This is a genomic window from Neisseria lactamica (genome assembly GCF_901482445.1).
GTDB lineage: Bacteria > Pseudomonadota > Gammaproteobacteria > Burkholderiales > Neisseriaceae > Neisseria > Neisseria lactamica.
The window spans coordinates 2,035,167-2,048,474 of the sequence record NZ_LR590477.1 but is presented as its reverse complement, the minus strand read 5'-3'; the positions used below and the strand labels follow the sequence as shown (position 1 = coordinate 2,048,474).

Here is a 13,308-nt window from a genome sequence, read left to right as displayed (position 1 = left end):
GAAACCATGAAATATTACGCCTTATTCATCAGTCTTGCCGCCCTATCCGCCTGTTCCCAAGATTCTGAAGACCTGAACGCGTGGATGGCTCAGACACAGCAAGAAGCCAAAGCAGGAATCATACCTTTCCAGGCTCCTACCCTGCCGGTCGCGCCGGTATACAGCCCCCCTCAGCCGACAGGGCCCAACGCTTTCGATTTCCACCGGATGGAAGCCGCCAAAAAAGGGGGTAACGCCCCCGATACCAAGCGTATTAAAGAAGCGCTGGAGAAATTCAGCCTGGAAAACATACGCTATGTCGGCATTGTGAAGTCCGGTCAGAAAGTATCCGGCTTCGTCGAAGCCGACGGCTATGTCTACACGGTCGGCATCGGCAACTATTTGGGGCAAAACTACGGTAAAATCCAAAGCATTACCGACGACAGCATCGTTTTGAACGAATTAATCGAAGACGGTACGGGCAACTGGGTTTCCCGCAGGGCGGAACTGCCTCTGAACGCTTCCGACAAAAACACCGAACAAGCGGCAGCACCCGCCGCAGAACAAAATTAAGAAGGGGATTAATCCATATGAATACCAAACTGACAAAAATCATTTCCGGCCTGTTTGTCGCAACCGCCGCCTTTCAGACGGCATCGGCGGGAAACATTACAGACATCAAAGTTTCCTCCCTGCCCAACAAACAGAAAATCGTCAAAGTCAGCTTTGACAAAGAGGTTGTCAACCCGACCGGCTTCATCACTTCGTCGCCCGCGCGCATCGCCTTGGACTTTGAACAAACCGGCATTTCCATGAATCAACAGGTACTCGAGTATGCCGACCCTCTGTTGAGCAAAATCAGTGCCGCACAAAACAGCAGCCGTGCGCGTCTGGTTCTGAATCTGAACAAACCGGGTCAATACAATACCGAAGTACGCGGAAATGAAGTTTGGATTCTCATCAACGAATCGGACGATACCGTGTCCGCCCCCGCCCGCCCCGCCGTAAAAGCCGCGCCTGCCGCAACGGTAAAACAACAGCCTGCCGCACCGTTTACCGAATCCGTGGTATCCGTGTCCGCACCCTTTACCCCTTCAAAACAACAGGAGGCGGCACCGGCAAAACAAACCAATATCGATTTCCGCAAAGACGGCAAAAATGCCGGCATTATCGAATTGGCGGCATTGGGCTTTGCCGGGCAGCCCGACATCAGCCAACAGCGCGACCACATCATCGTTACGCTGAAAAACCATACCCTGCCGACCGCGCTCCAACGCAGTTTGGATGTGGCAGACTTCAAAACACCGGTTCAAAAGGTTACGCTGAAACGCCTCAATAACGACACCCAGCTGATTATCACAACAGCCGGCAACTGGGAACTCGTCAACAAATCCGCCGCGCCCGGACACTTTACCTTCCAAGTCCTGCCGAAAAAACAAAATCTCGAGTCAGGCGGCGTGAACAATGCGCCCAAAACCTTCAAAGGCCGGAAAATCTCCCTTGACTTCCAAGATGTCGAAGTCCGCACCATCCTGCAGATTTTGGCCAAAGAATCCGGAATGAATATTGTTGCCAGCGACTCCGTCAACGGCAAAATGACCCTCTCCCTCAAAGATGTGCCTTGGGATCAGGCTTTGGATTTGGTTATGCAGGCGCGCAACCTCGATATGCGCCAGCAAGGGAACATCGTCAACATCGCGCCCCGCGACGAGCTGCTTGCCAAAGACAAAGCCTTCTTACAGGCAGAAAAAGACATCGCCGATCTGGGCGCGCTGTATTCCCAAAACTTCCAGTTGAAATACAAAAATGTGGAAGAATTCCGCAGCATCCTGCGTTTGGACAATGCCGACACGACCGGAAACCGCAACACGCTTATCAGCGGCAGGGGCAGCGTGCTGATCGATCCCGCCACCAACACCCTGATTGTTACCGATACCCGCAGCGTCATCGAAAAATTCCGCAAACTGATTGACGAATTGGACGTGCCCGCGCAATAAGTAATGATTGAGGCGCGCATCGTCGAGGCGGCAGACGGCTTCTCGCGCGATTTGGGCGTTAAGTTCGGTGCGACAGGCAAGAAAAAACTGAAAGATGCAGACCGCGCATTCGGCTGGGGTGTGAACTCGGGTTTTGAAGGCGGCGACGGCAAATGGTCTGCCCAAACCAGCATCAACCTGCCGGTTGCCGCTGCCGCAAACAGCATTTCGCTGGTGCGCGCGATTTCCTCCGGCGCGTTGAATTTGGAATTGTCCGCATCCGAGTCGCTTTCAAAAACCAAAACGCTTGCCAATCCGCGCGTGCTGACCCAAAACCGCAAAGAGGCCAAAATCGAATCCGGTACAGAAATCCCCTACCAAGACACTTCAAGTTCGGGCAGCAGCAGCAGCACAACCACAACCTTCAAAAAAGCCGTCTTGGGGCTGACCGTTACGCCGAACATCACGCCCGACGGGCAAATCATTATGACCGTCAAAATCAATAAAGACACGCCTGTCGACTGTACCGTAAAAGATGAGACGACCAAGTGTATCCAAACCAAAAACCTGAATACGCAGGCTATGGTTGAAAACGGCGGCACTTTGATTGTAGGCGGCATTTATGAAGAAGAGAACGGCAATACGCTGACCAAAGTCCCCCTGTTGGGCGACATCCCCGTTATCGGCAACCTCTTTAAAACACGCGGGAAAAGCACCAACCGCCGCGAGCTGCTGATTTTCATTACCCCAAGGATTATGGATACGGCCGGCAACAGCCTGCGCTATTAATGCGGCCAGATAAGGGCATATGTTTTACGGCATATGCCCTTTCTTTATGCTTTTTGCCGCGACCGAAATGCCGTCATTCCCGCGCAGGCAGGAATCCAACTTGTCTGGTTTCGCTTGTTTTTCGTCTCGTAACTTTTGAGCCGTCATTCCCGCGAAAGCGGAAATCCAGTCCGTTCAGTTTCGGTCATTTCCGATAAATTCCTGTTGCTTTTCATTTCTAGATTCCCACTTTTGTGGGAATGACGGCGGAAGGGATAAATCCTCGCAATCCAAAGCCTCGTCATTTCCACAAAAAACAGCAACCCGAAACGGCAACTTAAAACCCCGTCATTCCTGCGCAGGCGGGAATCTAGGTCTTTAAACTTCGGTTTTTTCCGATAAATTCTTGCCGCATTGAAATTCTAGATTCCCGCTTTCGCGGGAATGACGGCTGCAGATGCCCAACGGTCTTTATAGTGGATTAACAAAAATCAGGACAAGGCGACGAAGCCGCAGACAGTACAAATAGTACGGAACCGATTCACTTGGTGCTTCAGCACCTTAGAGAATCGTTCTCTTTGAGCTAAGGCGAGGCAACGCCGTACTGGTTTTTGTTAATCCACTATAGTATTGATAAACATATTATCTTCAATATATTCAATCGGATAATTGTTTGCCTAAGCAAAGATAATTGCCTTTTCCTGACAAATAAGTGAAATCAACGGATTGTCAAAACACAGCCTGAAATAAAAAACCTCCCTGATTTCTTTTATTTTTCCTTAAAAGCAGAAAGGTTCGGGATGGTCGGGTTATTTTTCCAAACATACCGCCGCCCTGCCGATTTCGTATAAAATCCCGCCGTAACCCGACAAGCCCGAACCCTGCCGCCCCGAAAGGCGGGGTGTCAAACATTAAGGAATTGTGATGAAAAACTTTAACGACAAACTCATCCTCATCGGACTGATGGGCGCGGGCAAAACCACGTTGGGCCGGCAAATGGCGCAGCGGCTGGATTACCGTTTTTACGACAGCGATCACGAAATCGCCGCAGCCGCCGGCGTTCCCATCCCCACCATATTTGAAATGGAAGGCGAACAAGGATTCCGTTCGCGCGAAACCGCCATACTCAAAAAACTGATTGTCCTGCCGCATATCGTCCTGTCCACCGGCGGCGGCGCGGTGTTAAAAGAAGAAAACCGCGCCCTTATCCGCAAAAGCGGCACGGTCGTCTATCTGCACGCCCCACCCGAAACCCTGCTCGAACGCACGCGCTGCGACAACAGCCGCCCTTTGCTGCAAGTTGCCGATCCTTTGGGGAAATTGCGCGAACTCTACGCCGCGCGCGACCCCGTTTACCGCCAAACCGCCGACTTTACCGTAGAATCGGCAAACTGCCGGCAAACCGTGCAAACCCTGCTCAAACTCTTGTCCCGATAAACCGGCATATGTGCCTCCTCCCCCCAAACACCGGGCCGCGTCCGCCCTCCGGCCGGACGGCGGTTCAAACCATAAGGAACAATAATGAAAACACTGACCGTACACACCCCGTCCCACAGCTACCCCATCTTTATCGGCAACGGGCTGCTGCCGCAGGCAGGAAGCCTGCTCAAACCGCATTTGGGCAAACGCGCCGCCATCATCACCAACGAAACCGTCGCACCGCTTTATCTCCACACGCTTCAGACGGCATTGGACGCGGCAGGCGTGTCCCATTTCAGCATCATCCTGCCCGACGGCGAGGCGTACAAAAACTGGCAGACGCTCAACCTTATTTTTGACGGGCTGATGCAACACCGCGCCGAACGTAAAACCACATTAATCGCGCTGGGCGGCGGCGTAATCGGCGATATGACGGGTTTTGCGGCGGCTACTTATCAACGCGGAGCGCCATTTGTTCAAATTCCCACTACTTTATTAAGCCAGGTCGATTCCTCCGTCGGCGGCAAAACCGCCATCAACCACCCGCTCGGCAAAAATATGATCGGCGCGTTTTACCAGCCGCAGGCGGTGCTTGCCGACTTGGACACACTGAATACCCTGCCCGTCCGCGAATTGTCCGCCGGTATGGCGGAAGTCATCAAATACGGCGCGCTCGGCGACATCGGTTTTTTTGAATGGCTGGAACAGCATATGCCCGAACTGATGGCACTCGAATGCGCGCCCCTCACCCAAGCCGTGTACCGCTGCTGTCAGATGAAAGCAGACATCGTCGCCCAAGACGAAACCGAACAGGGCATACGCGCATGGCTCAACCTCGGACACACTTTCGGACACGCCGTCGAAGCGGAAATGGGTTACGGCGTATGGCTGCACGGCGAGGCCGTCGCCGCCGGCTGCGTTTTAGCCGGGCGTTTGTCCGAACAACTGGGCAACATCTCCGCCGCAGATACCGCACGGCTTGCCGCCCTGTTTGAAGCCGCCGGACTGCCGTCCGCACCGCCCGTGTTCCCATTCGAAAAATGGCTCGAACATATGAGCCACGATAAAAAAGTCAGCGGCGGCGTGATGCGCTTTATCGGGTTGAACCGTCTGGGCGAAGCCGTCATCACCGAAATTACTGACACGGACATCCTCCGCCGCACCCTGCAACCGTATCTCTGATTAGCCGTACCGATGCCGTCTGAAGCGTTCAGACGGCATCGGCTTTGCCGGTGTCGCCGCGCGGGTTTGACGCACGATGATGACTTTCCATCATCATTCTCCGCAAAAGCGGGCATCCGGTCCGTTCGGTTTCGGTCATTTCCGATAAATTCCTGTTGCTTTTCATTTCTAGATTCCCACTTTCGTGGGAATGACGGCGGTGAGGTTTGAGTTTTTTCCGATAAATTCTTGAGGCATTGAAATTCTAGATTCCCGCCTGCGCGGGAATGACGGCTCAAAAGTTACGGAACGAAAAACAACCGGAACCGGACAGACCGGATTCCCGCCTGAACGGAAATGGCGGAATTTTAAGTTTCCGCCTTTGTTTTCCGTTTTCGCGTGAACAATGGGGACAAGCCGTATTTCAGACGGCATTTTCAGTTCGGGGTATAATCCGAATACTTGCGACCATCTGAATCATTTGGACAAACTATGTGTCAACTGCTGGGTATGAACTGCAATACGCCGACCGATATTATGTTTTCCTTTGAAGGCTTCCGCCGCAGGGGCGGCATTACCGACCATCACGCCGACGGTTTCGGCATCGGCTTTTTCGAAGGCAAAGGCGTGCGCCTGTTCCACGACGACAAGCCGAGCGCAAATTCCCCCGTCGCCGACCTCGTGCGTGCCTACCAAATCAAATCGGAAAACGTCATCGCACATATCCGCAAAGCATCGCAAGGACAAACCTCGCTGGCGAACACCCATCCCTTTATGCGCGAAATGTGGGGCGGCTACTGGCTGTTTGCCCACAACGGGCATTTGGTCGACTTCTTTCCCGAACAGGGCGAATTTTTCCACCCCGTCGGCACAACCGATTCCGAACGCGCGTTCTGCCACATCCTCAACCGCCTCCGCACCCGCTTTGCCGCCCGTCCCGACGACGAAACCCTGTTTGGCGCGATTGCGGGGCTGACGCACGAAATCCGCAAGTTCGGGCTGTTTAACTTTATGCTTTCAGACGGCATTTCCCTGTTTGCCCACGCCAGCACACTGCTGCACTACATCGTCCGCCAAGCCCCGTTCGGCAAGGCGCGCCTGCTCGACGACGACGTAATGGTCGATTTTGCCGAAGTAACCACGCCGTCCGACCGCGTCGCCGTTATCGCCACCCTGCCGCTGACGCGCGATGAAACGTGGGCGCAACTTGCCGTTGACGAACTGGTGATGTTCCGCGAAGGCAAAATTATTTTGAACGACCGACCCCGGCACCCCGTTTATATGAGTGTCGAAGAAGGTTTGGAAACCGCGCGCGCCGCCGGCGTCGCCGTCTGAACTTCAGACGGCATAGGAGGACGAACCCGATGAAATGCCCGTTTTGCGCCCACCCCGACACCCGCGTTGCCGATTCGCGCCTGATGGAAGAACGCAACGCCGTGCGCCGCCGCCGATACTGCCCCAGCTGCGGCAAACGCTTCGGCACGCTCGAAACCGCCGAACTCAAAATGCCCTCGATCGCCGGCCATGACAAAAAACGCCGCCCTTTCGACAGCGGCAGGCTTTGCGCCGATTTGACCGCCGCCGCGCAAAAATGTGCAGACCCGCGCCAGATCGCCGGCGAAACCGCCCGCCTCACGGAACTCAGGCTGTATGCTTCGGGTTTGCGCGACATATCCTCTGCCGAACTTGTTGAAATCGTGCTGGAAGAGCTGTCCGGGCAAAGCACGGAAGCCGCCATACGCTTCGCCGCCCTGCACAAACGCTTCGACAGCCCGGAACATTTCGCCTCGTGGCTGGCGCAAGCCGTCAAAACAGGCGGCAAAACCTGATTCCCCCAACCCATACTGATACGGTATCCCGATGTTTTCCGAAACAGATATTTCTATGATGCAAAACGCCCTCAAACTTGCCGCTTTGGGGCGTTTTTCCACTTCGCCCAATCCGCGCGTCGGCTGCGTCATCGCACAAGGCGGTCAAGTTGTCGGACAGGGCTTCCACGTCAAAGCGGGCGAACCGCACGCCGAAGTCCACGCCCTGCGTCAGGCGGGCGAAATGGCAAAAGGCGCGACCGCCTTTGTTACCCTCGAACCGTGCAGCCATTACGGGCGCACCCCGCCCTGCGCCGAAGCACTGGTGCGGGCGGGCGTGTCCCGCGTCGTCGCCGCCATGCGCGACCCCAACCCGCTGGTTGCAGGCAAAGGGCTCGCCCTGCTCGAAGCAGCTGGCATCAAGACGGAATGCGGGCTGCTCGAAAGCGAAGCAAGGGAACTCAACCGGGGATTTTTATCGCGCATCGAACGCCGCCGCCCCTTTGTCCGCCTCAAATGCGCCGTTTCATTAGACGGCAAAACCGCCCTTTCAGACGGCAGCAGTTTTTGGATTACCGGCGAAGAAGCACGCGCCGACGTACAGGTTTTGCGCGCCGAAAGCTGCGCGGTGCTGACCGGCATCGGCACGGTGTTGGCGGACAATCCCCGGCTCAACGTCCGCACCTTCGCCACGCTGCGCCAACCCGCACGCATCGTTTTGGACAGCCGCCTGCGCCTGCCCCAGAACAGCCATCTCTTAACAGACGGACAATCGCCCACTTTAATTGCCACTTTAGAGCGCGACGAAGGCAGACTTTCCCCCTATCGCAAACACGCCCACGTCCGCATCCTGATGCCGTCTGAAACGGCAGACGGCAAAATCGACCTGCACCGCCTGATGCGCCTCCTTGCCGACGAAGGATACGGCGAAGTAATGGTGGAAGCCGGCGCGAAACTCACATCCGCCTTTTTGGCAGAAGATTTGGCGGACGAAATCGTGCTGTACCGTTCGCCCAAAATCCTCGGCAGCGGCAAAGACCTGTTTTCCCTGCCCGAAAACCGCGCCGCCCTTTCCGCACCGCCCTTATGGACACCCGTTTCCACCGAAATCCTCGGACACGACGTCAAAACCGTGTTCCGGAAAAACGGCAACGCCTTTTAAAGGGTTTGCCGCCGTTTCACTATATAATAACGCCGTCAAATTCCGATCAAAAAAGGCTTCAGACGGCACCGGCGGCATCACGCCGCCGCCCGGACATCAAAAATGGACACAAAAGAAATCCTCGGCTACGCGGCAGGCTCGATCGGCAGCGCGGTTTTAGCCGTCATCATCCTGCCGCTGCTGTCGTGGTATTTCCCCGCCGACGACATCGGGCGCATCGTGCTGATGCAGACGGCGGCGGGACTGACTGTGTCGGTATTGTGCCTCGGGCTGGATCAGGCATACGTCCGCGAATACTATGCCGCCGCCGACAAAGACATTTTGTTCAAAACCCTGTTCCTGCCGCCGCTGCTGTCTGCCGCCGCGATAGCCGCCCTGCTGCTTTCCCGCCCGTCCCTGCCGTCTGAAATCCTGTTTTCGCTCGACGATGCCGCCGCCGGCATCGGGCTGGTGCTGTTTGAACTGAGCTTCCTGCCCATCCGCTTTCTCTTACTGGTTTTGCGTATGGAAGGGCGCGCCCTTGCCTTTTCGTCAGCGCAACTCGTGCCCAAGCTCGCCCTGCTGCTGCTATTGCCGCTGACGGTCGGGCTGCTGCACTTTCCGGCGAACACCGCCGTCCTGACCGCCGTTTACGCGCTGGCAAACCTTGCCGCCGCCGCCTTTTTGCTGTTTCAAAACCGATGCCGTCTGAAGGCCGTCCGGCGCGCGCCGTTTTCGCGCCCCGTCCTGCACCGGGGGCTGCGCTACGGCATACCGATCGCACTGAGCAGCATCGCCTATTGGGGGCTGGCATCCGCCGACCGTTTGTTCCTGAAAAAATATGCCGGCCTGGAACAGCTCGGCGTTTATTCGATGGGAATTTCGTTCGGCGGGGCGGCATTATTGTTCCAAAGCATCTTTTCAACGGTTTGGACACCGTATATTTTCCGCGCAATCGAAGAAAACGCCCCGCCCGCCCGCCTCTCAGCAACGGCAGAATCCGCCGCCGCCCTGCTTGCCTCCGCCCTCTGCCTGACCGGCATTTTCTCGCCCCTCGCCTCCCTCCTGCTGCCGGAAAACTACGCCGCCGTCCGGTTTATCGTCGTATCGTGTATGCTGCCGCCGCTGTTTTGCACGCTGGCGGAAATCAGCGGCATCGGTTTGAACGTCGTCCGCAAAACGCGCCCGATCGCGCTCGCCACCTTGGGCGCACTGGCGGCAAACCTGCTGCTGCTGGGGCTTGCCGTACCGTCCGGCGGCGCGCGCGGCGCGGCGGTTGCCTGTGCCGCCTCATTCTGGTTGTTTTTTGTTTTCAAGACAGAAAGCTCCTGTCGCCTGTGGCAGCCGCTCAAACGCCTGCCGCTTTATACGCACACATTGCTCTGCCTGACCTCCTCGGCGGCCTACACCTGCTTCGGCACACCGGCAAACTACCCCCTGTTTGCCGGCGTATGGGCGGTATATCTGGCAGGCTGCATCCTGCGCCACCGGAAAGATTTGCACAAACTGTTTCATTATTTGAAAAAACAAGGTTTTCCATTATGAAAATCATCCTGACCACTTCTATGTCGGGCTTGGGCGGCACGGAAACCGCCACCGTCCGCCTCGGGCGGCTGCTCAAACGGCGCGGGCACGACATCATCCTTGCTTCTTCAGACGGGCCTTTTGTCGGAGAGGCGCAAGCATCGGGCATCCGTTGGCAGCCGGTTGATTTTTACCGGGGCGGGCTTGCCGGCTACCTCAAAAGCACCTTTGCCTACGCCCGGATGCTGCGCCGCGAACAACCCGACATCATCGACTGCCAAATGGCGCGCGTTGTTCCAGCCTGCGCCCTTGCCGCCAAAATCGTTTCGCCGAAAACCAAAATCATCTACCACTCGCACGGTTTGGACGCGGCAACCTACCCCAAAATCGCCAAACTCTTCGACAAGCTGGGCGTGTACATCATCGGCAACTGCAAACACGAGCGCGAAAAACTCATCCGCCACGGCTTCCCCGCCGGCCGGATTGCCTACGCCTACAACGCACTCCCCCCCCCCCGGAATTTCATTTCCGGAAAACCGAAAAAGAATGCGCCGTACTCGGCACGCTTTCCCGTTTGGACACCGTCCGCGCCGTGCATCTGATGCTGGATATTTTGAAGGAAATGGTTGACCGCGGTATGCCCGTCCGCCTCAACATAGCGGGCATAGGAGAAGAAATGGACAATTTAAAAATGCAGGCGGAACGTCTGGGCATTGAAGACAAAGTTACCTTCCTCGGCGGCATACGCGATTTGACCGGCTACTTCAAAGAAATCGACATTTTGGTGAACACGCCGCATTGCGTGGGCGACCACGGCGCAGGTGTCGGCAACAACATCTTGGAAGCCGGACTTTACGACACGCCCGTCGTTACCTACGATATGGCGGGCATTTCCGAAATGGTCGTCAACGGGGAAACGGGTTACTGCATCCCCTTCGGCGACGAAGAAGCATTTATCGAAGCCGTAGACACGCTCGTCAGACAGCCGCTGTTGCGCGAAGCAATGGGCAAAAGGCTGCACGCACACGTCGCCGCACTCTGTTCCGACGACGAAATCTACCGTACCACCATGGCCGCCTATACCATGTAATGCCGTCTGAAAGCCGCCGATGAACATCACCATAGTCGCCCCCTACTGCTCGCTGCCGTCCGAACCGTATTTCAACCGCTTTTGGTATCTGGCAGAACTGTTGTCGCAATCGCACGACGTGTTGCTGATTACCAGCCGTTTCCGCCACTACGACAAATCCTTCAGACGGCCCGAAGATGCCGAGGCCGCCTCGCAAGGCCGTCTGAAAGTCATGCTGTTGGAAGAAAGCGGCTACGGCAAAAACGTGTCTTTAGAACGTGTTGCCAGTCATTACCGCTTCGTCAAAAATTTTGAGCAATGGCTGAAAAACTGCCGGCCGGGCGAACAAGACATCGTCTATTCCGCCTATCCGCTGATTGCCACCAACCTGCTGTTGGGCAAACACAAAGCGCGTTTGGGCTACAAACTGATTGTCGATGTACAGGACGTATGGCCGGAGTCTTTCTCCTCGGTCGTACCGTTTTTGAAAAAAGTACCGCACAAGCTGCTGCCCTTTGCTTCACGCGCCAACCGTGCCTACCGCTGCGCCGACGCGCTGGTTGCCGTATCGCAGACTTATCTCGACCGCGCCAAAGAAGCCAATCCGAACGTACCCGGCGAAGCCGTCTATATCGGTACGGATTTTGCCGCCATCGCCCCCCCCCCCCGCGATTCCGCTCCAAAACCGTCCGCCTTTTCTACTTGGGCACGCTCAGTTACAGCTATGACGTGGAAACCGTGTGCAAAGGTGTTCGGAAACTTTTAGACGACGGCGAAAACGTCGAATTGCACATTATGGGCGGAGGACCCGATTTGGAGAAACTCAAACAATATGAAAATCGCGCCATCAAGTTTTACGGTTATTTACCCTATTCTGAAATGATGTCGATTGCCAAAGGCTGCGACATTGCCGTCAACGCCATCCATAGCCACGCCATGCAGTCGGTTACCAACAAACTCTCCGACTATATGGCTTTGCAAAAACCCGTGCTGAACAGCCAGACCAATGCCGAAGTCCTCGACCTCATGAATCTGCTGCCGCATGAAAACTACCGTTCCGGCGACGTGGACGGTTTCGTTCAAGCCGCCAAAAATATTTTGAAACGCAAAAACGACCCCGTTCAGTCCGACGAAATCGTCCGCCGCTTCAGGCGCGACGTTGCCTATCAAAAAATCGTCAACCTGATTGAAAGATTAGCTGATGAATAAATTTTTCAAACGCCTGTTCGACATTGCCGCCTCCGCATCGGGGCTGATTGTCCTCTCACCCGTTTTCCTGATTTTGGCGTACCTCATCCGCAAGAATCTGGGTTCGCCCGTATTCTTCATCCAAGAGCGGCCGGGCAAGGACGGCAAGCCGTTTAAAATGATTAAATTCCGCTCTATGCGCGATGCGCTTGATTCAGACGGCATTCCGCTGCCCGACAGCGAACGCCTGACCGATTTCGGCAAAAAACTGCGTGCCGCCAGCTTGGACGAACTGCCCGAACTGTGGAATGTCTTAAAAGGCGAGATGAGCCTGGTCGGCCCGCGCCCGCTGCTGATGCAATATCTGCCGCTGTACGACGAATTTCAAAACCGCCGCCACGAAATGAAACCCGGCATTACCGGCTGGGCGCAGGTCAACGGGCGCAACGCGCTTTCGTGGGACGAAAAATTCGCCTGCGATGTTTGGTATATCGACCATTACAGTTTTTGGCTGGATATGAAAATCCTGTTTTTGACAGTCAGAAAAGTCTTGATTAAAGAAGGGATTTCCGCACAGGGCGAAGCCACCATGCCCCCTTTCACAGGAAAACGCAAACTTGCCGTCGTCGGCGCGGGCGGACACGGCAAAGTCGTTGCCGACCTTGCCGCCGCACTCGGCACATACGGCGAAATCGTTTTTCTGGACGACCGCGCACAAGGCAGTATCGACGGCTTTCCCGTCATCGGCACGACGCTGCTGCTTGAAAACGGTTTATCGCCCGAACAATTCGACATCGCCGTCGCCGTCGGCAACAACCGCATCCGCCGCCAAATCGCCGAAAAAGCCGCCGCGCTCGGCTTCGCCCTGCCCGTTCTGGTTCATCCCGACGCGACCGTCTCGCCTTCTGCAACAATCGGACAAGGCAGCGTCGTGATGGCTCAGGCAGTCGTACAGGCCGGCAGCGTATTGAAAGACGGCGTGATTGTGAACACTGCCGCCACCGTCGATCACGACTGCCTGCTTGACGCTTTCGTCCACATCAGCCCGGGCGCGCACCTGTCGGGCAACACGCGTATCGGCGAAGAAAGCTGGATAGGCACGGGCGCGTGCAGCCGCCAGCAAATCCGTATCGGCAGCCGCGCAACCATTGGAGCGGGCGCAGTCGTCGTGCGCGACGTTTCAGACGGTATAACCGTCGCGGGCAACCCGGCAAAGCCGCTGCCGCGCAAAAACCCCGAGACCTCGACAGCATAAGCGATTAAAATACACCCCCG

At 56.0% G+C, this 13,308-nt stretch carries 9 protein-coding genes and 3 pseudogenes; 11 read left to right on the top strand and 1 reads right to left on the bottom strand.

Going from position 1 to position 13,308, the window contains the following annotated elements:
• The first annotated feature begins 6 nt into the window (after positions 1-6).
• The 4 genes and pseudogenes from FGL10_RS11110 to aroB all read left to right on the top strand — a co-directional run bounded on the left by FGL10_RS11110 (position 7) and on the right by aroB (position 5,324).
• Complete coding sequence (locus FGL10_RS11110; protein ID WP_003710240.1) at positions 7-552, top strand: pilus assembly protein PilP; 546 nt, start codon at positions 7-9, stop codon at positions 550-552.
• 17 nt (positions 553-569) lie between these two features.
• Positions 570-2,744: pseudogene (locus tag FGL10_RS11105) on the top strand (type IV pilus secretin PilQ).
• A 903-nt stretch (positions 2,745-3,647) separates the two neighbouring features.
• Positions 3,648-4,160 carry a shikimate kinase gene (locus FGL10_RS11090; RefSeq protein WP_003711019.1) on the top strand — a complete coding sequence of 171 codons (513 nt, stop codon included), beginning with the start codon at positions 3,648-3,650 and terminating at the stop codon, positions 4,158-4,160.
• A gap of 84 nt (positions 4,161-4,244) precedes the next feature.
• The gene (aroB, locus tag FGL10_RS11080) at positions 4,245-5,324 is read left to right on the top strand and encodes a 3-dehydroquinate synthase (RefSeq protein WP_036470364.1); all 1,080 of its coding nucleotides are present in this window, start codon (positions 4,245-4,247) and stop codon (positions 5,322-5,324) included.
• 168 nt (positions 5,325-5,492) lie between these two features.
• On the opposite strand, the gene FGL10_RS12220 is transcribed toward aroB, so the two are convergent.
• The gene (locus FGL10_RS12220; protein ID WP_003711016.1) at positions 5,493-5,738 is read right to left on the bottom strand and encodes a hypothetical protein; all 246 of its coding nucleotides are present in this window, start codon (positions 5,736-5,738) and stop codon (positions 5,493-5,495) included.
• A 57-nt stretch (positions 5,739-5,795) separates the two neighbouring features.
• Here FGL10_RS12220 and FGL10_RS11065 point away from each other — a divergent pair, with 57 nt between their 5' ends.
• The 7 genes and pseudogenes from FGL10_RS11065 (at position 5,796) to FGL10_RS12860 (ending at position 13,288) form a co-directional block, all read left to right on the top strand.
• Positions 5,796-6,638, top strand: coding sequence for a class II glutamine amidotransferase (locus tag FGL10_RS11065; protein WP_003711015.1), 843 nt, complete (start codon positions 5,796-5,798; stop codon positions 6,636-6,638).
• A 29-nt stretch (positions 6,639-6,667) separates the two neighbouring features.
• On the top strand, positions 6,668-7,132 hold the full coding sequence (locus tag FGL10_RS11060) for an NrdR family transcriptional regulator (protein WP_003711014.1): 465 nt from the start codon (positions 6,668-6,670) through the stop codon (positions 7,130-7,132).
• A gap of 31 nt (positions 7,133-7,163) precedes the next feature.
• Complete coding sequence (ribD, locus tag FGL10_RS11055; RefSeq protein WP_003711013.1) at positions 7,164-8,273, top strand: bifunctional diaminohydroxyphosphoribosylaminopyrimidine deaminase/5-amino-6-(5-phosphoribosylamino)uracil reductase RibD; 1,110 nt, start codon at positions 7,164-7,166, stop codon at positions 8,271-8,273.
• A 102-nt stretch (positions 8,274-8,375) separates the two neighbouring features.
• On the top strand, positions 8,376-9,797 hold the full coding sequence (locus tag FGL10_RS11050) for a lipopolysaccharide biosynthesis protein (RefSeq protein WP_003711012.1): 1,422 nt from the start codon (positions 8,376-8,378) through the stop codon (positions 9,795-9,797).
• Positions 9,794-10,866 (top strand): annotated as a pseudogene (locus FGL10_RS12705) (glycosyltransferase family 4 protein). The gene FGL10_RS11050 and the pseudogene FGL10_RS12705 overlap by 4 nt, the downstream one beginning before the upstream one ends.
• 19 nt (positions 10,867-10,885) lie before the next feature.
• Positions 10,886-12,054, top strand: a pseudogene (locus FGL10_RS11040) (glycosyltransferase).
• Entirely contained in the window at positions 12,047-13,288 is a 1,242-nt protein-coding gene (locus FGL10_RS12860; protein ID WP_003711008.1) for a NeuD/PglB/VioB family sugar acetyltransferase, read from the top strand. Before FGL10_RS11040 ends, FGL10_RS12860 begins: the two are co-directional and overlap by 8 nt.
• Positions 13,289-13,308 lie beyond the last annotated feature (20 nt).

Bases quoted from the DNA above. Each gene is read 5' to 3' on its own strand.
- FGL10_RS11110 (WP_003710240.1), top strand. From the start codon at position 7: ATGAAATATTACGCCTTATTCATCAGTCTTGCCGCCCTATCCGCCTGT.
- FGL10_RS11090 (WP_003711019.1), top strand. From the start codon at position 3,648: ATGAAAAACTTTAACGACAAACTCATCCTCATCGGACTGATGGGCGCG.
- aroB (WP_036470364.1), top strand. From the start codon at position 4,245: ATGAAAACACTGACCGTACACACCCCGTCCCACAGCTACCCCATCTTT.
- FGL10_RS12220 (WP_003711016.1), bottom strand. From the start codon at position 5,738: ATGCCGTCTGAAATACGGCTTGTCCCCATTGTTCACGCGAAAACGGAA.
- FGL10_RS11065 (WP_003711015.1), top strand. From the start codon at position 5,796: ATGTGTCAACTGCTGGGTATGAACTGCAATACGCCGACCGATATTATG.
- FGL10_RS11060 (WP_003711014.1), top strand. From the start codon at position 6,668: ATGAAATGCCCGTTTTGCGCCCACCCCGACACCCGCGTTGCCGATTCG.
- ribD (WP_003711013.1), top strand. From the start codon at position 7,164: ATGTTTTCCGAAACAGATATTTCTATGATGCAAAACGCCCTCAAACTT.
- FGL10_RS11050 (WP_003711012.1), top strand. From the start codon at position 8,376: ATGGACACAAAAGAAATCCTCGGCTACGCGGCAGGCTCGATCGGCAGC.
- FGL10_RS12860 (WP_003711008.1), top strand. From the start codon at position 12,047: ATGAATAAATTTTTCAAACGCCTGTTCGACATTGCCGCCTCCGCATCG.